The 24,727-nt window shown below is 35.0% G+C and carries 24 protein-coding genes, 2 pseudogenes and 1 riboswitch; of the genes and pseudogenes, 24 read left to right on the top strand and 2 right to left on the bottom strand.

What is annotated here, in order from left to right; translation table 11 throughout:
* Positions 1-80: 80 nt before the first annotated feature.
* The 20 genes and pseudogenes from LEUFL_RS0101860 to msrC all read left to right on the top strand — a co-directional run bounded on the left by LEUFL_RS0101860 (position 81) and on the right by msrC (position 20,049).
* The gene (locus LEUFL_RS0101860; protein WP_010007084.1) at positions 81-686 is read left to right on the top strand and encodes a superoxide dismutase; all 606 of its coding nucleotides are present in this window, start codon (positions 81-83) and stop codon (positions 684-686) included.
* A gap of 86 nt (positions 687-772) precedes the next feature.
* Complete coding sequence (locus LEUFL_RS0101855; RefSeq protein ID WP_010007083.1) at positions 773-1,993, top strand: DUF2075 domain-containing protein; 1,221 nt, start codon at positions 773-775, stop codon at positions 1,991-1,993.
* 65 nt (positions 1,994-2,058) lie between these two features.
* Positions 2,059-2,568, top strand: coding sequence for a peptide-methionine (S)-S-oxide reductase MsrA (msrA, locus tag LEUFL_RS0101850; protein WP_029508600.1), 510 nt, complete (start codon positions 2,059-2,061; stop codon positions 2,566-2,568).
* Positions 2,569-2,572: 4 nt separating this feature from the next.
* Positions 2,573-3,010 carry a peptide-methionine (R)-S-oxide reductase MsrB gene (gene msrB / locus LEUFL_RS0101845; protein ID WP_010007079.1) on the top strand — a complete coding sequence of 146 codons (438 nt, stop codon included), beginning with the start codon at positions 2,573-2,575 and terminating at the stop codon, positions 3,008-3,010.
* Between the two features lie 103 nt (positions 3,011-3,113).
* The gene (locus LEUFL_RS10980; RefSeq protein WP_237697868.1) at positions 3,114-3,665 is read left to right on the top strand and encodes a class A sortase; all 552 of its coding nucleotides are present in this window, start codon (positions 3,114-3,116) and stop codon (positions 3,663-3,665) included.
* On the top strand, positions 3,665-3,808 hold the full coding sequence (locus LEUFL_RS13005; protein WP_010007077.1) for a hypothetical protein: 144 nt from the start codon (positions 3,665-3,667) through the stop codon (positions 3,806-3,808). Before LEUFL_RS10980 ends, LEUFL_RS13005 begins: the two co-directional genes overlap by 1 nt.
* 81 nt (positions 3,809-3,889) lie before the next feature.
* Positions 3,890-4,629 (top strand): annotated as a pseudogene (locus tag LEUFL_RS10975) (nitroreductase family protein).
* 148 nt (positions 4,630-4,777) lie between these two features.
* Positions 4,778-4,987 (top strand): DUF2188 domain-containing protein, encoded by a 210-nt coding sequence (locus LEUFL_RS0101825; RefSeq protein ID WP_010007072.1) that lies wholly within the window; start codon positions 4,778-4,780, stop codon positions 4,985-4,987.
* A 311-nt stretch (positions 4,988-5,298) separates the two neighbouring features.
* A complete protein-coding gene (locus LEUFL_RS0101820; protein ID WP_010007069.1) occupies positions 5,299-6,201 on the top strand; it encodes a hypothetical protein in 903 nt (300 codons plus the stop codon).
* 381 nt (positions 6,202-6,582) lie between these two features.
* The gene (locus tag LEUFL_RS0101815; protein WP_010007068.1) at positions 6,583-11,214 is read left to right on the top strand and encodes a glycoside hydrolase family 70 protein; all 4,632 of its coding nucleotides are present in this window, start codon (positions 6,583-6,585) and stop codon (positions 11,212-11,214) included.
* 266 nt (positions 11,215-11,480) lie between these two features.
* Positions 11,481-13,016: a DHA2 family efflux MFS transporter permease subunit gene (locus LEUFL_RS0101810; RefSeq protein WP_010007067.1), complete on the top strand. Its 1,536-nt coding sequence runs from the start codon at positions 11,481-11,483 to the stop codon at positions 13,014-13,016.
* A gap of 69 nt (positions 13,017-13,085) precedes the next feature.
* Positions 13,086-13,565: a PadR family transcriptional regulator gene (locus LEUFL_RS10970; protein ID WP_010007066.1), complete on the top strand. Its 480-nt coding sequence runs from the start codon at positions 13,086-13,088 to the stop codon at positions 13,563-13,565.
* 197 nt (positions 13,566-13,762) lie between these two features.
* Positions 13,763-13,978, top strand: coding sequence for a helix-turn-helix transcriptional regulator (locus tag LEUFL_RS0101800; RefSeq protein ID WP_010007065.1), 216 nt, complete (start codon positions 13,763-13,765; stop codon positions 13,976-13,978).
* A gap of 134 nt (positions 13,979-14,112) precedes the next feature.
* Positions 14,113-15,276 carry an iron-containing alcohol dehydrogenase gene (locus LEUFL_RS0101795; protein WP_010007064.1) on the top strand — a complete coding sequence of 388 codons (1,164 nt, stop codon included), beginning with the start codon at positions 14,113-14,115 and terminating at the stop codon, positions 15,274-15,276.
* Positions 15,277-15,385: 109 nt separating this feature from the next.
* Positions 15,386-15,528: riboswitch (FMN riboswitch) on the top strand.
* 123 nt (positions 15,529-15,651) lie between these two features.
* Positions 15,652-16,692, top strand: a complete 1,041-nt coding sequence (ribD, locus tag LEUFL_RS0101790) for a bifunctional diaminohydroxyphosphoribosylaminopyrimidine deaminase/5-amino-6-(5-phosphoribosylamino)uracil reductase RibD (protein WP_010007063.1) — start codon at positions 15,652-15,654, stop codon at positions 16,690-16,692.
* Positions 16,692-17,285: a riboflavin synthase gene (locus LEUFL_RS0101785; protein WP_010007062.1), complete on the top strand. Its 594-nt coding sequence runs from the start codon at positions 16,692-16,694 to the stop codon at positions 17,283-17,285. The genes ribD and LEUFL_RS0101785 overlap by 1 nt, the downstream gene beginning before the upstream one ends.
* Positions 17,285-18,480, top strand: a pseudogene (ribA, locus tag LEUFL_RS10965) (GTP cyclohydrolase II). Before LEUFL_RS0101785 ends, ribA begins: the two are co-directional and overlap by 1 nt.
* 24 nt (positions 18,481-18,504) lie before the next feature.
* A complete protein-coding gene (gene ribH / locus LEUFL_RS0101775) occupies positions 18,505-18,972 on the top strand; it encodes a 6,7-dimethyl-8-ribityllumazine synthase (protein ID WP_010007059.1) in 468 nt (155 codons plus the stop codon).
* 78 nt (positions 18,973-19,050) lie between these two features.
* Positions 19,051-19,563: a pyrophosphohydrolase domain-containing protein gene (locus LEUFL_RS0101770; protein WP_010007057.1), complete on the top strand. Its 513-nt coding sequence runs from the start codon at positions 19,051-19,053 to the stop codon at positions 19,561-19,563.
* A gap of 30 nt (positions 19,564-19,593) precedes the next feature.
* On the top strand, positions 19,594-20,049 hold the full coding sequence (gene msrC, locus LEUFL_RS0101765; RefSeq protein ID WP_010007056.1) for a free L-methionine (R)-S-oxide reductase MsrC: 456 nt from the start codon (positions 19,594-19,596) through the stop codon (positions 20,047-20,049).
* A 414-nt stretch (positions 20,050-20,463) separates the two neighbouring features.
* Here the strand turns inward: msrC and LEUFL_RS0101755 are convergent, their stop codons facing one another.
* A complete protein-coding gene (locus LEUFL_RS0101755) occupies positions 20,464-21,042 on the bottom strand; it encodes an NAD(P)H-dependent oxidoreductase (protein ID WP_029508599.1) in 579 nt (192 codons plus the stop codon).
* 52 nt (positions 21,043-21,094) lie between these two features.
* On the opposite strand from LEUFL_RS0101755, the gene LEUFL_RS0101750 reads away from it, so the two are divergent.
* Complete coding sequence (locus LEUFL_RS0101750) at positions 21,095-21,646, top strand: TetR/AcrR family transcriptional regulator (RefSeq protein WP_010007051.1); 552 nt, start codon at positions 21,095-21,097, stop codon at positions 21,644-21,646.
* A gap of 30 nt (positions 21,647-21,676) precedes the next feature.
* On the opposite strand, the gene LEUFL_RS0101745 is transcribed toward LEUFL_RS0101750, so the two are convergent.
* The gene (locus tag LEUFL_RS0101745; RefSeq protein WP_029508598.1) at positions 21,677-22,138 is read right to left on the bottom strand and encodes a GNAT family N-acetyltransferase; all 462 of its coding nucleotides are present in this window, start codon (positions 22,136-22,138) and stop codon (positions 21,677-21,679) included.
* A 312-nt stretch (positions 22,139-22,450) separates the two neighbouring features.
* Between LEUFL_RS0101745 and LEUFL_RS13465 the strand changes: the two genes are divergently transcribed.
* The 3 genes from LEUFL_RS13465 (at position 22,451) to LEUFL_RS0101735 (ending at position 24,318) form a co-directional block, all read left to right on the top strand.
* Positions 22,451-22,639, top strand: coding sequence for a CGNR zinc finger domain-containing protein (locus LEUFL_RS13465; RefSeq protein WP_133264668.1), 189 nt, complete (start codon positions 22,451-22,453; stop codon positions 22,637-22,639).
* On the top strand, positions 22,639-23,085 hold the full coding sequence (locus tag LEUFL_RS0101740) for a GNAT family N-acetyltransferase (protein ID WP_133264516.1): 447 nt from the start codon (positions 22,639-22,641) through the stop codon (positions 23,083-23,085). The genes LEUFL_RS13465 and LEUFL_RS0101740 overlap by 1 nt, the downstream gene beginning before the upstream one ends.
* Positions 23,086-23,496: 411 nt before the next feature.
* Positions 23,497-24,318, top strand: a complete 822-nt coding sequence (locus LEUFL_RS0101735; RefSeq protein ID WP_010007047.1) for a site-specific DNA-methyltransferase — start codon at positions 23,497-23,499, stop codon at positions 24,316-24,318.
* Positions 24,319-24,727 lie beyond the last annotated feature (409 nt).

Genomic DNA, 24,727 nt, shown 5'->3' with positions numbered 1-24,727 from the left:
AATTGACAGTCAAAATGGATAAATGATAAGGTAAACATAGTGAAAGCGTTCTATTGGTTTGATTTAGAAAGGAGTAGTAAATGACATTTACAACACCAGCATTACCTTACGAGGCGAATGCGTTAGAACCTTATATTGATGCCAAAACGATGACAGTACACCATGATAGGCATCATCAGACTTATGTGAATAACCTGAATAATGCTTTGAAAGACTATCCTGAATTCTCGGAATGGTCTTTGGAAAAGCTATTAACAAAAATTCACGAACTTCCAGAAGCATTACAAACGCCAGTACGTAATCAAGGCGGTGGTCATGCCAACCACAGTTTGTTTTGGGAGTTGCTAACACCTGATTTTGACCAAAAAATTCCAACGGACTTAGCTCAGGCTATTGATCAAAAATGGGGAGATTTTAACCAATTCAAATCAGAATTTACCCAGAAGGCAACGGGCGTGTTTGGTTCTGGATGGGCATGGTTGGTTAAAAATCAAGAGAATGAGTTGGAAATTATGACAACAGCGAACCAAGATTCACCTATTATGTCTGGCAAGAAACCATTGCTTGGGTTGGATGTTTGGGAACATGCCTATTACTTGAAGTATCAAAATCGACGACCTGAATATATTGAGGCATTTTGGCATATTGTTAATTGGCAAAAAGTAGATGAGTGTTTCAATCATTAGAATAAAAAGCAACCACAACTTTCGGACTACAGATTTGTGGTTGTTTTGTTATGCTAAAGATATCATGATCTAAAGGATGAATTATTTTGAGTCTAGATGAACAAGGTATTGGTAACTTTTTATTAGAAAGCGGTGATAGCTATTCGCATGAACAAGAACAAGTTATACAGCGCATAATGGATTTTATACAGAAAAATATTAATCGACAGCATGCTATTTTAACGATTAAGGGTGATGCCGGGACAGGCAAAAGCGTTGTGCTGTTTGAAGCTTTTTTGCAATTACAAGCATTTGCGTTAAATTCTTCAAAATCAGACTTGTTTAGAACAGAAAATCGCTTATTAGTAAACCATGCAGAGATGCTTAAGATATATCGTAAACTATCAGAGACATCAGCTATTCTAAAGAAAAAATACTTTATGAAGCCAACGCCGTTTATTAACCAAATGGATAAGTTGGACCAACTATGCGATGTTGTATTCATTGATGAAGCGCATTTATTGCTAACTGAATCGGATAATTACAATCAATTTCATCAGGAAAATCAGTTAATTGAAATTATTAAACATGCTAAAATTGTAATTTTGATTTTTGATAGTCATCAAGTTTTAAAGTTTAAAAGTCAGTGGTATGATGAGGACTTGAATCATATTTTATCGCAGTATACGCATGAAACGATGACGTTAAAAAAGCAGTATCGAATACAAGATAAGTACCAGGATGTTACGTCTTGGATTAACACATTAACAATGAATCGCATGATAGTCCCACATGTTCAAACAGACACATTTGATTTTCGGATTTATAATAGTGCGGCAAAACTTTATGAAGCAATTCAAAGACGAAATACTAGTAATGGCCTATCCAGAATGTTGGCGACAACTGATTATTCCTATACAGTTGGTAAGGGTAAATGGTATGTTTCGACTGCTGATTTTAAGTTACCATGGGATCAACTCAATGTCGGAACAGAGCCATGGGCTTTAAGACCGGAAACTATTCACGAAGTGGGATCAATTTATACCATTCAAGGATTTGATTTGAATTATGCGGGAGTCATTATCGGTCCAGGGATAACCTATGATAAAAATAAGCAAAAGATTATCGTTACATCGGATAGGTATCAAGATAAGGCGGCGTTTAGGGTAACCAAAGGGCACTGCTTTAATGAAAAGGATAAGCAACGCATTATGTTAAATGCCTTGAACGTTCTGCTAAAACGAGGACGGAAAGGGCTGTATATCTATGCTCATGATCAAGCGTTACGTGAGGCATTTAACAACATTAAGATTGATAAAGCTGTATAATTTACTATTAGTAAGTGATGAAAAAAGTATAAATTGAGGTGTAAGCTTATGACAGAAAAACAGCAATTTTTGCCGGTGGATGCTTTTGGTGTATGGTAGAGCCTTTTGATTCATTACCAGGCATTTTGAAAGTGAGATCTGGTTATACAGGTGGTCATACGGTTAATCCAACCTATGAAGCGGTTAGTTCACATACAACCGGTCATACAGAAGCTGTAAAAATTTGGTTTGATGATGCGTATATTTCCTATCAGGAATTAGTATCACTTTATTGGATGGTTGCTGATCCGACCGATGCCATGGGGCAATTTGCAGATCGTGGTGATAATTATCGACCTGTAATATTCGTAGCCGACGAATACCAAAAAAGCATTGCGGAACAATCGAAATTGGCGCTTGAAGCATCGAAGCGATTTGAAGATCCAATCGTTACTCAGATTGAACCAGCACAACCTTTCTATGAAGCTGAAGAATATCATCAAGATTTTTATAAGAAAGATCCAATTCGTGAGGCTGCTATGATGCGACCAAGAAAAGCCTATCAAAAGAAGTATTGGGCTGACAAGAAAGTGTGATAATGTGGCAAAATATGATAAAGAAACATTGCGAGACGAATTAAGTGCAGAAGCTTATGCAGTTACGCAAGAAGGTGCTACTGAACGACCTTTTACTGGCATGTATGATAATTGGTGGGAAGATGGTATTTTTGTAGATGTGGTTAGTGGTGAGCCATTATTTAGTTCCACGGATAAATATGATGCAGGTTGTGGCTGGCCATCATTTACACAGCCAATTAGCGCGCACCATATAAAAGAAAATGAAGATACCAGCTTTGGCATGGTTCGTACAGAAGTTAAATCAACAGAAGCACAATCTCATTTGGGGCATGTCTTTGATGATGGGCCAAAAGATAAAGGCGGCTTGAGATATTGTATCAATTCAGCAGCTTTAAAATTTATTCCAAAAGATCAGTTGGCTACTGAAGGATATGCGAGTTATTTAGCATTATTTAACTAAATTAGCATCAACGCTGACTGTATACGCCGCAGTTAAACGATATAGAAAGTAAATATATGCCGATGCTTAAGAAAAAACTAAAAATTCAAAATTAAAAACGAGTTTGTTTTGGTTATCAATTATTTTGTTACTCGTACTATCATTGGTACTTATTTTCAACCGACAAATTGCTTACTTTACAGTAAAGCATTATCAACCGCAGTTAACCACGAAATCAGTAGCCACTGCTAAAAAAGAAAAAACGAAACAAAAGAACTTTAATTGGTCAAAAGTGCATGCTTTAACACCACAACAGATTTTAGCAGCACGTACCAGCGCTAAGGATACACAATATATTGGCCTAGTAGCTGTTCCTGAAATTGGTGTGAATTTACCGATAGCTAAAGGTACAACAGATCGTAATTTGTCGTTAGGTGCGGGTACCTTATATCAAAATCAAAAAATGGGTAGTGGTAATTATGCTTTGGCTAGTCATTTTGTGCAAGGCAAAAGCTATAAAGATTTGTTATTTTCTCCCATTTACTATAAAGGTAAAGTTGGCCAAAAGATTTATTTGACGGACTTAAGTCACGTGTATACTTATTGTTGCACAACAGTCAAGACGGTTCAACCAACTGATGTTGCGGTAACGTATCCAGTTAGCGGGAAAAAATAGTGACACTCATTACTTGTGATTATACAGCAGAACGCGGTAGAGTAATCATGCAAGGTGAGCTCATTAAAACGACGACATGGCAACAAACGTCAAAACAGATTCAACAACAACTATCTGCAAAACAAAAGACACTATCTGAGTAGTGCCTTTTTATCTCTATATTTAATGGCGTAAGCATCATACAATACACAACGTCAGTACTATGTGTATTTTGGGAGTATAAAATGGAAAATGAAACCTTAAATATATTAAAACAACATATGTCAATCAGAGCTTTTACTGATCAAGTCATTACAGATGAACAAATAGCAACAATTCTGTCAGCTGCTGTTGCTGGTCCCAACATGGGTAATTTTCAACCTGTTACTTTTATTGAAATAACACAACAATCACTGAAACAAGCGATTACGGATGCTGTTAAAATGCATTATATTGCAACGGCAAAGCGTTTTTTCGTCGTTGTCATTGATTATAATAAAATATTAATAGGATTGAATGCAGAAGAAAGACAAAAAGCTGAAGATAAATTGAGTTATTATTCAATGCTAGAAGGTGCAATTATTAGTGCTGGTATTGCCCTAGGTCGAGCACAGGTTGCTGCAGAATCAATGGGGATTGGAACCGTGACGATGGCCGGTACTAATCGTGCACTTGAACTTTATCAGGCACATTTAAATTTGCCACGCTATGTTAAACCGGTAATGGGCTTTTCATTGGGTTACCCTGATCAAAATCCTGGCATTAAACCTAAGCTACCATTATCTGGTTTTTGGATGAAAGATACGTATCAACAAGTACAATTGGAAAAACAGTTGCGTTATATAACGAAACGATGAAAGATTATTATAAGAAACGCGAATTAGAACGGACCTGGACTAGTAACAATAGGGCATCGTTATTAGCTGATCAAAATTTAGCTGATTTTACGACATATGCCAAGCAACAAGGATTTAATTTAAAGTAACAATAAAAGCATGATTATCGATGTGTTGACCGGTAAACATGCTTTTTATTGTTATTATGAGCAATTCTTTTGAAAAAGTAGATGAAACAGATTAAAACATAGGTAACAATTAATGCGGTTAATGCATATAAATGAGGAGGTAAAAATAATGCCATGGACAAAAGATGATTTTCCACCATCACTTAAAAATCTGAAACCAGTTGTAAGAAACAAAGCAATTGAAATTGCGAATGCTTTGAAAGAAGATGGCTATAATGATCAGCGTTCAATTTCAATTGCAACACATCAAGCCGAAGAATGGTTCAAAAAACGACACCAAGATGAATCGGTTTATGATCAACGACGGCGAGATGATTAAATAGTGATTATTTATTCAAAAAGACAGTTAGCAGTTACAGTGATTTTCTTATTGGAATAGATTATGACTATGACGATTCAGTTAATGGATAGCTTACTTTTTATCTGTATATTTCAATACATGAGAGGGATCATTCGGTAATGTTACCGAATGATCTCTTTTTAATTATAATATTTCACAAAAGTATGTACATTTTAACTGTAACTATTTATGATGATAGAAGTGTTTATATGCATAGTACAATCAGAAAAGTAGGGGATATCAATGAATCAGTTAGTTTGGGATAATGTGTTTAAAAATGGTAGATTGCGATGGTGATTAGCACATTATATGTCGTCATATTTTCAATTCTATCAGCGCTATCGCGAGGTATTATCACCGTTATTGATCGTTATCAGATGGGATATCGTAAAAGTTCAGTGTTCACCGTCAACTTTTTCAATAATTTATTAAGTATGTTATTAGTAACTGTTGTTTTGATAATCATGACGATGCAACATCGTTTGGCTTTAAACATAACACCGTGGTTATTAGTGCGTATCATTATTTATGCTAGTCTCGTTCAAGCTGTGGCATTTGGCTATAGTGCCTTGTTTAGGCAAGTAACAGTTATGGATTCCGTGCTATTAAGCAAGTTGACAGACTTTGTGATTCCAATCGCTATCTTTATTACAACGTGTTATTTTAATTGGCATTCATATTTTATTTCCGTTGTGTCTACAATATTGGTTATCGGACTGTTTTTGTTACCAGCGAGGACAAATAATAGCAGTACTAAAATTTTGATTAAAAATTTTTGGCTAATTGGTCCGTTTTTAATTCTTCAGGCCGCATTATCGCCAGTGTTGGTTGCGGATATCAAAACGCCAGAGGCGTTGATTACTTTTACGATTTTAACGATTTATTTGCGATTTTTAATAACACTCACAGCTTTTTTGCGCCAACGTCATCAAGCCAATATGATACGGGAACAGGTGGGGAGCCGAGTTATGATGTTATATGGTACACGTGCAGTATTGACACTAGTAGCCCAACTAACTTTTACGTTAGCAACCTCTAGTCAAACATCAAGTATTGCATGGGTATTTCTCAACATGACATCGTTATTTAGCATTATATTATCGGGATTCTTTTTACGGGAAAAGGTGGATCTCAAATCGTTTGGTGTGATATTAACTATTATTGTATTAGGCATTGTTAGCAATTTTGTTTAAGATGGTATGAATGAAAAAACCAGTACATTAAGTACTGGTTTTTTGTATTTCTAACTGTACGGTATTGCACTTTGGAATAGCGTGTGGCTTAAATAAAACGAGCTTCCGTAATGTTAATTCGAGAGGAAATAATGAATTCCTAAAATAGTCAAAGACATATACAGTACTCTAATTATTTAATAAAAAATTGATGATTAAAAACTAATGTAAAATTAATAATAAATCCATTCATATATTATTTACAAAAATTGTTATCTCCTGATAATTTTGAGTAAAATTAAATTATTAATGAAAATATGATGAAATGTTATGCTTTGAACAAGATCATGGGGTATACTATCTAAGTGGACTAGACCACAAATACTATGAGGAGAGTCATATATGTCATTTGGAGAGAGAGTTTTACGCAAGAAACTTTACAAAGCTGGTAAGAGTTGGGTTATTGGTGGAAGTGCCGCGATGGTCATGGCACTAGCGATGGCGAGTGTACCTTTGCAGAGTGCATTCGCTGATGATGCAACAGTAACACCTAGTATCAGTGTAAAAGCAAATCAAGAACAAGATAACACAGTGTCAGATAAAGCTGTAAATGTTACAACAGAGAAAACAGATACTGCTGAACCGGTCACGACACCTAAGGGTGAAGAAAAAACTCAAACAAATGATTCGAATCAAGTAACAAAGAAAGATGTGTCACAATTAGAAAAGGCAACACAAAACGCTATTGTGTCACCAGCACAAGATACGAGCGATAAGCAAGTATCCGATGCTGATAAGCAAAACGCAGCATCCCCAGTCGCAAAAGATAGTGTCACTGATAAAGAACAGGCTGTGACGTCAGAGTCAAAAACAGCGAATATAGTTTCAGACAATCAAGTTCAGACTAAAACCACTAACGGTAAATATGTCGAAAATGATGGTCAATGGTCTTATGCATTTAGTAATGGTGAAAATGCTAAAGGTTTAACAAAAATTGATAATCATACGCAATATTTTGATAACAACGGCGTACAAGTTAAGGGGAAACTTGTCACAGTTGCAGGCAAGAATTATTATCTTGATCCAGATTCAGGTGATGCTGTCACTGGTGTTCAGCGTATTGATAATCAAGTTGCGGTTTTCAATACCACAGGTGAACAAGTAACAGATCAATTCTATCAAGACACCAATGGTGCCACTTACTATCTAGATGAAACAGGTAAGGCAGCCATTGGTTTGAAAACTATTGACGGTCACAATTACTATTTTGATAGCCTTGGTCAAATTAAGAAAGGCTTTTCAGGTGTATTTGACGGTAAAGTACTGTACTTTGATAAGGCTACTGGGCAAGAAGTTTCAGCAAATACTTCACAAATAAAAGAGGGCCTAGTGTCACAAAATACTGATTATACACAGCACAATGCTGCGCATAGTACAGATAAAGCAGATTTTGAAAATGTTGATGGTTACTTAACGGCCACATCATGGTACCGTCCCACTGATATTTTACGTGATGGGACACATTGGGAAGCATCTAAAGCAGATGATTTCCGACCAATTCTATCCGTTTGGTGGCCGGATAAACAAACACAAGTTAACTATTTGAATTATATGTCAGACATGAAATTGGTTAGTAATGATAACCAATTTAAGACAACAGATGATCAAGTTTCATTAAATGAAGCTGCAAATTATGTTCAGAAATCAATCGAAACTAAGATTAGTTTGAAAAAGAGTGTCGACTGGTTAAAAGAAGCAATCTCAGCTTTTGTTGTGACGCAACCACAATGGAATCAAAGCAGTGAAGATCCTAAGAATGACCATTTGCAAAATGGTGCATTGACATATGTGAATAGCCCATTAACACCAGATGCTAATTCTAATTTTAGATTGCTTAATCGTACACCAACAAATCAGACAGGCACACAAGCCTATAATTTAGATAATTCTAAAGGTGGCTTCGAGCTATTGTTAGCTAACGATGTTGATAATTCTAATCCTGTTGTTCAAGCAGAACAATTGAATTGGTTACACTACTTAATGAACTTTGGCTCAATAACAGCCAATGACGATACAGCTAATTTTGACGGTATCCGAGTAGATGCAGTGGATAATGTTGATGCTGATTTACTCCAAATTGCTGCTGACTATTTTAAGTTAGCTTATGGCGTAGATAAAAATGATGCAACAGCTAATCAACATCTTTCTATTTTAGAAGACTGGAGTCACAATGACCCATTGTATGTTTCCGATAAGGGAAACAATCAGTTAACAATGGATGATTATTTGCATACACAACTGATTTGGTCGCTAACAAAGTCATCTGATATTCGTGGCACGATGCAACGCTTTGTTGATTATTATATGGTTAATCGTAAGGATGATCATACTGAAAATGAGGCGATACCAAATTATAGTTTTGTACGAGCACATGATAGTGAGGTGCAGACAGTTATTGCGCAAATCGTTTCTGATTTGTATCCTGATGTTAAAAATAGCTTAGCACCAACTGAAGAGCAACTCGCTGCAGCTTTCAAGATTTATAATGAAGATCAAAAACTAGCTGATAAAAAGTATACACAATATAACATGGCTAGTGCCTATGCTATGTTATTAACGAATAAAGATACTGTACCACGTGTTTATTATGGTGATTTATATACCGATGATGGTCAGTACATGGCAACAAAGTCGCCATATTTTGATGCGATTAATACGTTACTTAAAGCGCGCGTTAAATATGTTGCAGGTGGTCAGTCAATGTCGGTTGATCAGCATGATATTCTAACAAGTGTTCGCTACGGCAAAGGCGCAATGACTAGCGCTGATAATGGTACTTCAGAGACACGCAATGAGGGTATCGGTACAATTGTTAGCAATAATAAAGATGTGAAACTTAATACTGGTGAAAATGTGATTTTGCATATGGGTGCAGCGCATAAGAATCAAGCGTATCGCGCCTTGCTTTCTACCACTGAATCTGGCTTGAATTACTATGATACCGATAATGGTGCACCAATACGTTATACCGATGGCAACGGTGATTTGATTTTTGGATCCCGAGATGTTTACGGTGTACAGAATCCGCAAGTTTCAGGATTCTTATCTGTATGGGTGCCTTTAGGAGCTGATGCCAATCAAGATGCTCGTACAGCATCAGATCAAACAGCAAGCACTGATGGTAAAGTATTCCATTCCAATGCCGGCTTGGACTCACAAGTGATTTACGAAGGATTTTCTAATTTCCAAGCATTTGCCACACAGGAAAATGAGTTTACAAACGCTGTGATTGCACAGAATGGTGACTTGTTTAAACAGTGGGGTATCACAAGTTTCCAATTAGCACCACAATACCGTTCAAGCACGGATACGAGTTTCTTAGATTCAATCATTCAAAATGGCTATGCGTTTACTGACCGTTATGATGTAGGTTATAAAACGCCAACTAAGTATGGTACTGATGAGCAATTACGTGATGCTATTAAAGCGTTGCATACAAGTGGCATTCAAGCTATTGCTGATTGGGTTCCAGATCAAATTTATAATTTGCCTGAACAAGAATTAGCGACAGTAACGCGGACAAATTCCTTCGGGGATGATGATGCGAACTCAGATATAGATAATGCCCTATATGTTGTCCAAAGCCGTGGTGGTGGTGAGTATCAAGCCCGTTATGGTGGTGCTTTCTTAGATCAACTACGAACACTTTATCCATCATTATTTAAAACAGCACAGATTTCAACAGGCGTACCAATTGATCCAACTGTTAAAATCAAAGAATGGTCAGCTAAATACTTTAATGGTTCTAATATTCAAGGTAAGGGTGAAGGCTACGTCTTGAAAGATAGTGGTTCTAATGCATATTACAAGGTAACATCTAATGATAGTAGTGGTAACTTTTTGCCTAAACAATTAACAGATGATCTATCATCAACAGGATTTACGCATGACAATAAAGGCATTATCTATTACACATTAAGCGGTTATAGAGCGCAAAATGCCTTTGTACAAGATGATAATGGTAATTATTATTACTTTGATAATACTGGACACCTAGTTACAGGCTTACAAAATATTAAGAATCATAATTACTTCTTTTTACCAAACGGTATTGAATTGGTTCAGAGTTTCTTACAAAAAGAAGATGGATCAACGATTTATTTTGGTAAGAATGGGCAACAAGTATTTAGTCAATATATTGTTGATCAAGATGGCATTGCCTACTATTTTGATGATGCTGGTAATATGCTAGATGACGGTTTTGCTACCATTGATGGGCATAAGCAATATTTCGATCAAAATGGCGTACAAGTTAAAGGCGAAATGATTAGTGATGATAAAGGACGTGCTTATTATCTACAATCAGGTAATGGTAATCTTGTAACACAGCGCTATATGCAAAATGAGGACGGCCAATGGTTCTATTTTGACGCTAATGGTGTTGCCGTAACTGGTATGAGAACGATTGATGGCATGAATAAGTATTTTTATCAAGATGGTCATCAGAGTAAAGGCAACTTCCTCAATATTGATGGACAGACATTGTACACTGATCCTACTGATGGGCATATTGTAACTGGTGTACAAACGATTGATGGTGAAGTTTATACTTTCGGTAATGATGGTGTGATGCTACGTAACCAATATCAGAGAAAGTCTAATGGTCAATGGTTATATCTTGATGATAATGGAAAAGCGGTTAAAGGCTTTATCACGCAAAATAATCAATTAAAGTATTTTGATGCGAATGGTGAACAAGTTAAAGATGGTATTGTCACTGATCCAAATACTCAGCTATCTTATTATTTTAATGGTACTGAAGGTGCAGCTGTAAAAAATGATTATTACTACTACCAAGATAACTGGTACTATGCTGATAAGAATTATCAAAGTGTGAAAGGATTTATTTCAATTGATGGTTATTTGCAACATTTTGATGAAGTAACGGGTATTCAAACAAAACAATCTAACTTAGATGGTAGTCATGGCACGAATTATTCATTTGATGATAAAGGAAATGCTGTACGAATTTAATGAATAAAGGATCCTGAATAAGTCATAATTTAGTGGATTCATAAAAATCTTGAGATTGACATGGTGTGATGATGCGCACTGGGCCAACTCAAGATTTTTTGTTTACTGTAAAAGGCTACTCAAATTAATAATTTGGAAAGCCTTTTTAAATTGTTATCGTATTATTTAAGAAATATATACACTAGAATTTGAGTTGACAAAATATATTCCATCAATTAATATAAACATTATTAATATTAATGATGTTTATATTAAAAGGGGAAGAAATGAAAAAATTGACATTACCGATAATATTTATTTTGGGTATATTCATTTGTATGTTGGATACAACAATTATGAATGTTAGTTTACCGAATATAAGTATTCATTTAAAATCGGGGTTAGATTCACTATCCTGGGCTTTGAACATATATCTTATTTTATTTGCTTCATTGACGATACCTTTAACGAGATTTGCTGAATTATATGGTATTCACAAATGGTTTTTAATCGGCGTATCTTTGTTTGCAATTGGGTCTCTCACATCAGCGTGCGCTAGTGGGTTACATATATTATTAATTGGTCGTGCCATTCAAAGTATAGGTGCGGCATTTGTGTTCCCTCTGTCTATGACATTGGGCATTAATTTAGTAGATGTAAGTAGCAGAACGAAAATGATAGCTATTTTGGGTATCACACAGGGACTAGCTGCAGCTTTGGGGCCAACGATTGGTGGTATCGTGACACAATTTTTGGGCTGGCGCTGGATTTTTTTGATTAATGTACCAATAACAATTGTGATTATTATTTTAGGTATCGCTAAGTTAACTTTTGATAAAGAAACGAATGCCAAACAGTCGATGGATGGTTTGGGTGCGGTGCTGAGTTTAGTATTTTTGTTTAGTCTTTCTTTAGGTATGATACAAGGGAGAAATTGGGGCTGGTTATCTTGGCCAACAGTGTTGTGCTTTATAATTAGTTTGGGTGGTTTTATTCTGTTTTTGATAACAGAAAAAACAAGTAAAAATCCTATGATACCATTACAACTTTTTGCTAATCCTTCATTTAGTCTTTCTGCAGTTATTATTATTTTGAGTAATTTATTTTTGGTTGCAACAACTGTTATTTTGCCTAGTTATTTTACAAATATTGAAAACTTTGATTCACTACATGCTTCTCTTTTGATTGCACCGATATCTATTTCTATTTTTATATTTTCACCAATATCTGGTTTTATGAGACAGAATATAAGTTCTAAATGGTTGCTAGCTGCTGGATTTTTAATAATGGTTTTGGGCTATTTTTGGTTGTCAAATGGGGCATTACGTCATCAAAATGATACGATAGTAGCCGGTATTGCAGTGGGAATGGGTTATGGTATGATTACAGGCTCTATTTTAATTATTTCAGCAGGTCACTTTACAGGTAGATTGTTAACGGCATCGCAAAGTGTTACCAGTGTTTTGCGTCAAGTTGGTGCAATGTTGGCTGTGGCTATTTTTATTACAGGATTATATAGCAATTTGAATACTGCTCGAGAGCATTCTATCTCATATGCTCAACAAAGCATTAAATCATTAAATATATCAGAAAAAAATCAAGATAATATATTAAAAACGATTAATATGAAAATGACTCAAACTGTTTTTCTACCCACGGATACATCACATTTACCTAAAACATTATCAACGTATATTTTGGAGACGGAGCAATATGCTAAGAACCAATTAACAAAAGCCTTTGAAAAATTGTACTTATTATCCATTCCATTTTTGTTGTTAGGTGTGTTGATCAGTTTATTTTTAAAAAATAAGTACTTATAATATTGTTTCATTGTTTAAAGTTACATTCCCATATCTAGCGGGGTATGGGTCCATTAATAGTAGTGTATAATGGCTAGTGACTTAAAAATGGAAGGTGTATTGATGACAATGAAAGGTAAAGAGATTATCTTAGGTATTCTAAAGGATAGCTCGCATACTGGCTATGAAATTAATGATATTTTACAAGAACGTTTAAACCACTTCTTTGATGGTACTTTTGGTATGATTTATCCAACTTTAAAAAAGTTAGAGCACGATGGCTTAGTAACAAAACAACAAATAACACAACATGATAAGCCCAACAAAAATGTGTATGCGATAACAAAGCAAGGGGAAAATGTTTTTTTGGAGGCATTGATAAAACCTACTACAGATGATGTGTTAAAATCGGACTTTTTAATGCGTATGTATTTTAGTGATTACTTAGATGCTCAAACGATAAAGCAATTTATCGAAGAAGAAATAGCACGAAAGCAATCTAAGCTGAGTAAATTAGAGTCTCAGTTGGATGGGTGGCGTAAGCAAGGAATGTCAGATACCAAAAAATAACCGTTGATTATGGCATAGCTCATTACTCAGCTACGTTGCAAATATTACGTAAAGCGTTAGAAGAATACGAATAATGATATATCAAAAATTACCTTTGCTTTGACATAGTAAAGGTAATTTTTTATTAGCTTTAAAAATGAATACAGGCGTAATAATGATATGATAAAAGTAATTTATAGATGTCATTGGAGTTGTTTATGAATCGAATCAAACAATATCGTCAAAAGAAAAAATTGTCGCAATACGAATTATCACAACGTATTGGTGTTGCTAGGCAGACCATTAATTTAATTGAAAATGATAAATATAATCCTTCATTGGCATTGTGCCTGAAACTAGCATATGCACTAGAAACCGATCTGAATACATTGTTTTGGGAAGTAGATGCATCATCAGCAGAATCATCACAGTAAGATCCTGATGTCTTTACATAAAACCTTGTTTACAAATGGTTCAGCGTCTTATTTACTGTTAAAATATAAGTACCAGAATTTTTAAATAACAAGATACTGGTTATCATTTAGAAAAGGTTAAATAAATATTTAATATGGAAAATTTTACATTTAAAAATGCAACAGACATCCGTTTCGGCGCGAATCGGATAGATAGTGAACTTCGTGATGCCGTGTCGCAATTCGGACAGAATATTTTGCTTGCGTATGGGGGCGGATCAATTAAAAAGTCAGGCTTATATGACCGTGTTATTAAAGCATTAGACGGCTTAAATGTTGTTGAATTGTCTGGTATTGAACCAAATCCCAAAATTGAGTCAGTACGAGATGGTCAACAGCTTGCTAAAGACAATGATATTGATGTTATTTTGGCCGTTGGCGGTGGCTCTGTTATTGACGCTGTAAAACTCATTGCCTCATCAAAATTTTATGCATCAGATCCGTGGGACTTAGTATTAGATTCAAGCAAGCGATTTGAAATGCCACAGGTACCAGTGGTTGATATTTTGACACTCTCAGCGACGGGAACTGAAATGAATGCAGGTTCGGTTATTTCAAATCCTGATACCAACCAAAAGTTAGATACTTTTGGTCCTAATACCCCCGCAGTATCATTCTTAGACCCGACTTTAACATATTCAGTTTCAAAATGGCAAACAGCTGCCGGTGCTATTGATATTTTCAGCCATTTAGCCGAACAGTATTTTGATACTGCCCAAAATAATGACGTGAAATCCGGTATGATTGAAGGTTTGATGCGGACAGTCATTAAATGGGCGCCAGTTGCTTTGAAAGATCCCAATAACTATGATGCACGAGCTAATTTAATGTGGGCATCAACGTTGGGATTAAATGGCCTTGTAGGAACAGGTAATGCGAATGAATGGACAGTTCATCCGATTGAGCACGAGCTATCCGCTTACTATGATATTACGCATGGTGTGGGTTTGGGGATTTTGACGCCACATTGGATGCGTTTTGCATTAAATGCGGATACTCAGTCATTGTTTGCTAATTTTGGTCGTCATGTCTGGCAACTTGATGGCGATAATGCCACGATAGCTCAGGCAGCCATTGATACTACCGCAGAATGGATTTCTAGTTTAGAGGTACCGATGACATTGACAGGTGTTGGCATTGAGAATAATGAACACTTTGAAGCAATGGCTACAAGCGCAGTGAGTGTGGGCCATTTGGATCATGGTTTTGTCCCAATGGCTGTTGCTGATGTTGTGGCTCTTTATGAAGCTTCAATATAATCATTAGATAAGCAGTGATAGAAGCATAATTGAATGACTGCTTGTTATTTTGACATGATTATTGATTTGACAAATATTTTTTAAATGCTAAATTTTTAAGTGTTAAATAATTAATCTTCGGGGCAGGGTGTAATTCCCGACCGACGGTAATGGTACAATGCTACCTTAGTCCGTGACCTACATATTGAATATGTAGTTGACACAGTGAAATTCTGTGACCGACAGTTAAAGTCTGGATGGGAGAAGATTTAAAATTATCTAGTTTTTAGTGTCGCGTTTAGTGGCTTTTTTGACTAGTTTTTTAAATTAATCTGATAATGAAACCCGATGTGATTAACACATCGGGTTTTTTGCTCCAAAAAAGGAGGAAAACAGATGAATGATTTAACACTCATGGCTTTGGCTGGAAAAACAGCAGCTCAAGCCAATAAAGATTTAACTTTTGAAAATCCCAGAGTAGGTGCGGTTATTGTGAAAGATAATGTTGTTTTGGCGACAGGTTATCATCATCAATTTGGCCAAGAACATGCAGAAATGAATACCTTTCATCAGCTGAAAGATCCTGCACAGGTTATTGATGCAACCATGTATGTGACATTAGAACCTTGTTCGACACACGGAAAAGTTGGTTCTTGTGCACAATCAATGGCGAAGTGGGGATTGAGGCGTGTTGTGATTGGCAGTATTGACCCAAACCCATCGACAAATGGTCATGGGGTAGCCATTTTGAAACAGGCAGGTATTCAAGTTGATGTACTCAACACAGAACATAGTCGTCGACTTAATCCTGAATTTCACTATTACTTTGAGCATCGGCTGCCCTATGTACAACTTAAATTAGCGACGTCTAAGAATGGTATTGTGTCGGACAATGCTAAGACACGTATCAAATTAACGAACCACAAAGCTGATATTGATGTGCATCAAGAGCGCGCAAGTAAAAGCGCCATTCTAATTGGTAGCCAGACTTTTCTCACTGATTGGCCGAGTTTAACCGTGCGATATCTAGCATTACATCATCCCCAACCATTACGCATTGTGTTAGATAGGCGTGGTAGATTACAAAACATTAAGTTTGATTTTTCAAATCGTTGGTTGATTTATACTGAAAATCACGCATTTGCCGAAAAGCATGCGTACGTTAAAGAAAGCCATAATGGCTTAATTGGTGTGCTTAATGACCTCGCGCAACAACAGCAGATTCAATCAATAATGGTTGAAGGCGGCCCCAGCTTGATTCAATCTTTTATTGCACAAGATTTATGGAACGAATATTTGATATATCGAACCGATAAATTATTATTGGACAGCGGCTTAGCAAGCGTGACATTGCAACAAAATCCAGATGAGATGCTAACTATTGGTAATGCGGTTAAGTTACGTTATTTTAATCACTTAGAAAAAGGGGTGTCATGATGTTTACTGGGATTACACAACAAATTGGACAAATTGATCATATCGAACATCGTCATGATCATACTTTACGAATAGGCATTACTACTAATCAGGATTATTTTAGTGATAGTCAGGTCGGTGCAAGTGTCATGGTAGACGGCATTTGCTTGACCATTACTTCATTTGAGCCACACCATGCATTCTTTAACATTATGATACCCACTTTTAAAGCGACAATTGTTAACCACTACCAGATTGGCGAAAGTGTTAATCTTGAAAAATCAATCTTAGCAACAGAACGTTTTGATGGCCATTTTGTCTTGGGGCATGTCGACACAACAGCACGGGTTATACAAAAGAAAAGATTAGAAGAAACAGTCTACTTTACTTTTCTTGTGGCGGACACGACTTTAATGTCGCAGATAGTGCCTAAAGGTTCGATTGCTATTTCTGGTGTGAGTTTAACCGTCATTAACACATCAAAGGACACTTTCCAAATAGGGCTTATTCCGCATACGGTGACTCATACGCATTTAGGAACGTTAGAAATTAATGACCTAGTGAATATTGAAACCGATATTTTAGCTAAATATCTAACAAAAGGGGATGCATGATGACGACAGAAGAGAGTATTGAAAAAGTAAAGATAGCAGTTAATGCATTAAAGCAGGGGGAACTCATTATTCTGACTGATGATCAGGATCGTGAACATGAAGGTGATTTGGTTGGTTTAGCTTCTTTTGTAACACCGGAAGCGATTAATCGAGCTTTAAGTATTGCGCGTGGCGTGTTAGCTGTTCCAATGACCAGAGCACGCGCTGAACAATTAGCCTTAGCACAAATGACGTCACACAATTCAGAAAAATTTGGTACAAAGTTTACAGTTAGTGTGGATCACATGAGTAGTACAACTGGGGTTTCTGCATATGAGCGAGCACATACAATTAAACAATTAGCTAATTTAAGTACGACAGCTGCTGATTTTGAAACACCTGGACACATTTTTCCATTAGTGGCCGAAGACGGTGGTGTTCTAAAACGCCAAGGACATACAGAAGGGGCTGTAGAATTAGCTAAAATTGCCGGTGTACCGCCAATTGCCTATATTATCGAAATTTTAGCTCAAGATGGCACAATGGCGAGAGAACAAGCATTATCTGATTTAGCACAAACACAGCATTTAACACAGTTGTCAATTCAGGATTTAATAATTTATCGCCAGGTCGCATCACAATATACAGTTAAACAGGAGACAACTGTACATTTACCAAGTACTTATGGGGATTTTAATTTAACGGAATACCGAGGAAAAGATGGTAAGCCACATTTACTGATGCAAAGCCGTCAATTGAGCACTGGGATACCATTAGTCCGTGTTCATTCTGAATGTCTGACCGGTGAAATATTTGGTTCATTACGTTGCGAATGCGGCCCACAATTACACAAAGCATTGGAGATAATCAATCAAGAGGGTGGCGCTGTTGTTTATCTACGTCAAGAAGGTCGTGGGATTGGTTTGCATGAAAAGTTAAAAGCATATGTTTTGCAAGAAAATCAATATGATACCTATGATGCTAATGTTGCTTTAGGCCATCAACCAGATGCACGTGATTATCGCCAAGCAGCAGAAATATTAAAGGCAGCGGGGATGAGCAAAATACGTTTATTAACCAATAATCCACAAAAAATGAAAGCCTTGATAGCATATGGTATTGAAGTCGTTGAGTGTGTGCCACTTATCACAGGAATCAATGATACAAACCAACAATACATGGCGACTAAGAAAATAAGTTCAAACACATGCTGTAATAATAAAGAAAGTAGAGTAATCAGATGATTTATAAAGGTAACCTAACACAACATGAAAACAGACATATTGCAATCATTGCAAGTCGATTTAATACTTTAATTGTGGAACAATTAATTCAAGGGGCAACAGAAGCTCTTACCATGCACGGTTTACAACAAGAAAATATTGATGTTATCTGGGTACCAGGTGCTTTTGAATTACCTATGATGGCTAACAAAGTAGCACAAATGCAAAAGTATGATGGGATTATCACACTGGGGGCAGTGATTAAAGGTGATACGGATCATTATGATTTAGTGATTAATGGTGCAGCAAATGGCATCTTACAAGTTGGGCTCAATACGATGCAGCCCGTGGTTTTCGGTGTGTTAACGACTGACACATTGGTACAAGCACAACACCGATCTGGCGCAAAGGCAGGTAATAAGGGAGCAGAGGTCGCACTATCTCTCTTGGAATTGATTGATGTTGATGAGCAAATCACAGTGTAAAATATTGTATGAAATATCATCTTAAGCTAGAATAATATGAATGATGTAATGAATATTATCGATGAGGAGTTGGAATTTATGACAGAACATCTTTATCAACAAGCAGAAGCTTTTCACCAAGTTTTTGATGACCGGCAACCCGAGCAACCAACGGCTTTAAATCAGGAAGAATTAATGAATCGTGTTGGTTTTATTTTAGAAGAACTAACAGAATTAGCCGTTAGTCATTGTCAAACAGAACAATCAATAAATCAAGTTTTTACTGAGATGACAGAGCGTCTCAATTCTGCTAAACAAAAGTTATTGAATAAAGCAGATAATACTAACTTACCTATTGTGCAACAGGTTGATTCATTGGGAGATATCATTTATTTAGCTTTTGGTAGTTATGTATTAATGGACGTTGAGCCAACGCATACGTTATCAGCAATCCATTCGGCTAATATGCATAAGTTATTTCCTGATGGTCAGCCACATCGCGACCCAATCACCAACAAAGTGCTCAAACCACAAGAATGGGAGGCAAAATATAAGCCAGAACCTAAAATTTCAGCTGATATTGAACAACAGGTTAAATATTCGCAGTTGTGAGTGGACATTATATAATAAGCGAGGTATCTTATGAAGCAATTGAATACATTGATTGGGCAACAATTAAATGCACTGTTGGAAAATGAAACCAATTCAGTATCAAATTTATCCAATGCAGCTGCATTAATTTTCCATAATTATGGGGATGTTAATTGGGCTGGCTTTTATATCTATAATGCAGACACTAAAACGTTAGATTTAGGACCTTTTCAAGGTAAAGTAGCATGTATGCATATTCAACCTGAATCAGGCGTTGTTGGTAGTGCGTTTTCACAGCGCAAGAGTCTTGTAGTGCCTGATGTGCATGCATTTGCTGGGCATATTGCCTGTGATGCTGATAGCAATTCAGAGTTAGTGGTTCCAATATATCGGAATGGTGAACCTTATGGTGTAATTGATATTGACTCACCTATTTTAAATCGATTTGGAGCAGTTGAAAAAGAAGAAGTGGAAGAATTAGCCGACGTTTTAAGCCGACATATTTAAGTTGGATGAAATAGTCATCTGATGTACGAATATAATATTTCAGTTGGGGATCTAGGTGTGTTGATATGGGGAATGTTATCCGATAGATATGGTAGAAAACCAAGTATGTTAATTGGTATTTTCCTAGGTATTAATATTGCATTACCTGTTATTTTAAAAAGTTCACTTTATGCTTACACAGATGTTATTGTCTTAGCAAGTGGAATATTCGGATTAATGTATTATTGTTTGATTAGTATGCTAACATTTATAATGAGTTTGCTTCATAACGGGCGCATACTTGTGTTTCCGCTATATACGGTAACGCTTATTTTAATATTTTTGATATTGTTATTAATAAATAAAAACATATATAGACAAGCGGACTAACGCATAGCAAAAAGCCAATTATTAGCATAATTGGCTTTTTTATTTTTAGAGTTTTTTGGCGTACACTTTTATTTTATTTAAGAAATTAGCACGTCGTTTTAGACTACTTTTTCTAACATTGGGAAACGATATTAAGGCGTTTACTCTAATGCCACACATATTTTCAAGAATTTGCTTTTTGAGTATTTTCCCATAATCTTTTTGTATATACTTAGCGATAAATTGTGGCGTATCATGCGTTACGATAATACTAGCTGTTTTTCCGTGTAATAGTTTGTGAGGTATTATTTTATTCGAATCATAAGAATAGGCAAAATTTTGTGCAAATACCTTATCTATGAAGCCTTTTAAAATTGCAGGCATGCTACTCCACCAAATAGGGAAGATAAAAATAAGGTGATTACTCCAAGAAATAGCTTCTCTATACTTTTTAGTTTCAGTAGATAAAAACAAATCACGACGCTTATTATTTTTATCGAAATTTAATACGGGGTTGAAATGCTCTTGATAAAGATCAATAATTTTAACATCGTGTTCGTTATTTAAGTTTTGTATAACAGCATCAAAAATTGCACCGTTAAGACTATTGTGATGAGGATAGGTATATATGATTAGTATTTTCATAACTATAATATATAGCATATGAGTGATATAACAATGAACAAAAGAAATGATAATGTTGATTTATGAAGATAAAAGAAAAACAAAAGATAAGCTGATATTTGCTTTGTATGAATTAACCAAAATAAAATCACTGGATAAAATATCAGTATCAGAATTAACAATAAAAGCAGGATTAAACAGAGGTACTTTTTATTTGAATTATGATGATTTTAATGACTTCATTATTTCCGTTGAAAGGGAACTGTTAGCTGAACTTGATAAATTATTGATTTCGGATCTAGTAGCCTGCGGTTTAGGTAAAGGTATTCCCAAAATATTTGAATTTATATTTAATCATATGCAATCTTTTAAGATAGTAAGTTTAGATGATGTCTTTTTGAAGCAATTTGAGAAACTGATTAGTGACTTCATCCAAACCAATAATGAGTTTAATATAACAATTCCTCAAAAGTATGCGCAAACACTGTTATTAAATTCAACAATTTCAATCATAAAAATTTGGGTTTTTGAACAATATCCGAGAAGTGTCGAGGAGATTACTGATATTTATTATAAAACCAGAACGCTTTCACCTATTGAACTGGTAATGCATGAGACTAACTAAATCTTTTGGCAAAGTAAAAAGACCTTTATATTAGATCTTTTTCTGCATTTTTATATCTGTAATGCCAAAGCCACTTTTTTGATATACATGTATCGCCTTATCATTATTACCAAAAACATGTAGTCCAATCGTATCAAATCCCATTTTCTTGGCTTCATTTGAAACGAGTTTTAGTGCTTGTGATCCGAAACCATTATTTTGGTAATCGTGATAGATTTCAAAATCAAAAATAAATGCCCTGGATTGATTCTCATTGTCAGCCCCAAACCAAATATAACCAACTATAACTGTGTCATCGTAAATAGAGTATAAAAAATGATGAGGCGTGTTAAGTCCTTTAGGTAATAAGCGGTCATAGGTCATTTGAGCATTTTGTTGAGCCTGTTTGGTTGACCATGACCCGACTTCAATTTTCTCTTTGGCATATTCATTAACTGCAAATGATATATACTCTTGAAACGCTTTAGGTTTCATTGGACTGAGTTTTAATATGATGCTTCTCCTTTAGAAATAGTGAGTTAAATAAGTTTATCACAGATATGCGACACATATAGAATATCGCATAAAAAGTTATCTGATGATGGACTCGAATTTTATTATTTACTGTATTTATTGATAAAATAAAACAATTCGCTCGAATGAAATTTGATATATCAACTATGCCGTTAAGGCGGAAAAATGTTACTAGAGCATAGGCAGGACATTTTGGAATAAGAAGAATAGTTACATCAATCTATTAGAATGATTGATAAAAATTGATGAAATATGATTGTGTTAGTCAAGAAGTAGAATAAATTAGGTTCCATAAAAAGTGCCAACCAGTCATTAGGACAACCTGCTAATCCTAAATGTGTTTTGCTTTTTGTTGACGAATCGGGACGACGTAAATGGTGTTCTATTCAGATATGTGGCAATAGACATAAGGTACAAAACATACTAAAGAAAATAAATAGAAGTATGTATAATGGTATTAAAAATAGATTTGGAGATTGATGATGATTAAATTGTTGCGTAATGTTAAAGGTTCTGATTTAGACAAAATATTGAATTTATGGTTAGAAGGGAATATTGATGGGCATGATTTTATTCCCCAGAAGTATTGGCAGAGTAAAATAGCAGTTGTGGCAAAGCTACTGCCACAAAGTAACATCTATGCATACTATGATAATTCTGAAAATATAGTTGGCTTTTTGGGTGAAGTGGATGGCTATATTGCAGGACTATTTGTAGACAGAAAATTTCAAAGATTAGGTATTGGTAGACAGCTGGTTGATTATATTAAGCAAGTAAATAACGAGTTGACATTATCTGTCTATGAAAACAACGCTAGAGCATTGCATTTTTATGAAAAGAATGGTTTTGTAGTTAATACAAAACAAATTGATACAGAGACGGGTGAGCTTGAATTTTCTATGTACTGGTCTCAATCAAATTTATAAATTTATAATTTCTCGATTTCAGTTTAAATTTGGTACGCCAAATTTACAAACAACGTTAAACGTATCCATATAATTACAAGTGTAAACATACGGAGATATACTTGAGAAAGCTATTAATAATTAGTAATCGAAAATGATGAAGTTGTTCATCGATTGCAAGAATCAAACTCTTAGACTATTTGATACGATTATTCATTAAGAAAGCATTAACATTAAAAAGTAGCACAAAAAAACACAACTAGATTTACTAGCTGTGCTTTTTACAATGAGGTGAATAATTTCAACGAAATTGATATGGATAAAAATTATTCATAAACAATAATATAAAAGGTTTTACACGATTAAACTCACAAACTATTACATGATATAATGACGACATCTAAACATAATATTATTTGTGAGGGAATAAAAATGTCAGCTGTACCATATATTATAGAGAATTTAAAAGGGGTTCTAAATCAATTTGGAAGCAAATATCGCACTGACATTGGAGACTGGGATCGAGATAAAATAATTAATCATCTAGAACTTTATACACCAGAATTAATTACAAAGTTACTACAGAATAGTGAAATATATGATAAGTTTGTTAACAAAGTTGATGAAGTAGATATATTAAAACTGAACGAACTTGTTGAGTTATTCAAAAATGATAATTTTTGGGAAGCAAGTGATGACATACCTGGAAACATTATTTTTGACAATACACTTTTGTTTGGACATGAAATCGATGATGCCTATGTACTATTAAACGGGATGTTTGCAACTCAATTACCACCATTGCTTAATCAGATAATATCTGCTGAATCTTCATCAGCATTGATTGAAGAATTGGCTCAGTATCCGAAAGAGAATTTGTTTAAAATTGATCCAAAAACAAATTTACTAACTAGATTTGTTAAAGGAGTTAAATCACCGGAAAATATTTTTGGAGGTAATTGGGCAACAGAGGAGATTACTTTTTATACTTTAAAAATTGATGAATCATGGCGTCCAATGGCTATTCCTAATATTAAACATGGTGTTATGTTTGCCTACAACAATTTACTTGTTGCAAAGTCAACATTCAATCAAATGTACGATAAAGAGAATCGACTTCAAGGTGTAACTAAACACTCTGAATCACCAATTATTGGTCGAGATGGATTTTTTCAAGAATGCTGTATGAAGAAATTGAACCATTATTATTTGACGATATTGATGAAGGACACATGGATTCAGTCGGCTTTATAGGCTACAATAATCAAAATAAATTTTTAAAGAAAGCAAATTACAACGTTACAGAATAGAAGCAACTTACCCTTATATACTTCACTTAGATATCAGCAAATACTTTGAGAATATTTATACACATCTACTTGCTCAAATTAAACCTCAAACCCTTATTTCACAAAAAATATAATAGTATTTTCAACTTATTTAAAGTGGTTAGACGAATATAACCAAAAAATTAATAATAATCACACAAAAAGCATAATTCAAGGTCCCATATCATCAAAAATATCTGCTGAACTTTTACAATTATCATTAGATCAGAAGCTCGAAAAAGCAATTTCAGAATTAAAATTAGATGTTAGTTTTACTAGATATGTTGATGACTATCGATTTTTCGGCAGAAATATAAAAGATTTAGAATTACTGA

Source organism: Leuconostoc fallax KCTC 3537 (assembly GCF_000165675.1).
GTDB lineage: Bacteria > Bacillota > Bacilli > Lactobacillales > Lactobacillaceae > Leuconostoc_B > Leuconostoc_B fallax.
This window is presented reverse-complemented; position numbering and strand designations above follow the sequence as displayed.

Excerpts from the sequence above, each read along its gene's own strand:
- LEUFL_RS0101860 (WP_010007084.1), top strand. The coding sequence starts at position 81 with ATGACATTTACAACACCAGCATTACCTTACGAGGCGAATGCGTTAGAA.
- LEUFL_RS0101825 (WP_010007072.1), top strand. The coding sequence starts at position 4,778 with ATGCCATGGACAAAAGATGATTTTCCACCATCACTTAAAAATCTGAAA.
- LEUFL_RS0101820 (WP_010007069.1), top strand. The coding sequence starts at position 5,299 with ATGGTGATTAGCACATTATATGTCGTCATATTTTCAATTCTATCAGCG.
- LEUFL_RS0101815 (WP_010007068.1), top strand. The coding sequence starts at position 6,583 with ATGTCATTTGGAGAGAGAGTTTTACGCAAGAAACTTTACAAAGCTGGT.
- LEUFL_RS0101810 (WP_010007067.1), top strand. The coding sequence starts at position 11,481 with ATGAAAAAATTGACATTACCGATAATATTTATTTTGGGTATATTCATT.
- LEUFL_RS10970 (WP_010007066.1), top strand. The coding sequence starts at position 13,086 with ATGGCTAGTGACTTAAAAATGGAAGGTGTATTGATGACAATGAAAGGT.
- LEUFL_RS0101800 (WP_010007065.1), top strand. The coding sequence starts at position 13,763 with ATGAATCGAATCAAACAATATCGTCAAAAGAAAAAATTGTCGCAATAC.
- LEUFL_RS0101795 (WP_010007064.1), top strand. The coding sequence starts at position 14,113 with ATGGAAAATTTTACATTTAAAAATGCAACAGACATCCGTTTCGGCGCG.
- ribD (WP_010007063.1), top strand. The coding sequence starts at position 15,652 with ATGAATGATTTAACACTCATGGCTTTGGCTGGAAAAACAGCAGCTCAA.
- LEUFL_RS0101785 (WP_010007062.1), top strand. The coding sequence starts at position 16,692 with ATGTTTACTGGGATTACACAACAAATTGGACAAATTGATCATATCGAA.
- ribH (WP_010007059.1), top strand. The coding sequence starts at position 18,505 with ATGATTTATAAAGGTAACCTAACACAACATGAAAACAGACATATTGCA.
- LEUFL_RS0101770 (WP_010007057.1), top strand. The coding sequence starts at position 19,051 with ATGACAGAACATCTTTATCAACAAGCAGAAGCTTTTCACCAAGTTTTT.
- msrC (WP_010007056.1), top strand. The coding sequence starts at position 19,594 with ATGAAGCAATTGAATACATTGATTGGGCAACAATTAAATGCACTGTTG.
- LEUFL_RS0101755 (WP_029508599.1), bottom strand. The coding sequence starts at position 21,042 with ATGAAAATACTAATCATATATACCTATCCTCATCACAATAGTCTTAAC.
- LEUFL_RS0101750 (WP_010007051.1), top strand. The coding sequence starts at position 21,095 with ATGTTGATTTATGAAGATAAAAGAAAAACAAAAGATAAGCTGATATTT.
- LEUFL_RS0101740 (WP_133264516.1), top strand. The coding sequence starts at position 22,639 with ATGATGATTAAATTGTTGCGTAATGTTAAAGGTTCTGATTTAGACAAA.
- LEUFL_RS0101735 (WP_010007047.1), top strand. The coding sequence starts at position 23,497 with ATGTCAGCTGTACCATATATTATAGAGAATTTAAAAGGGGTTCTAAAT.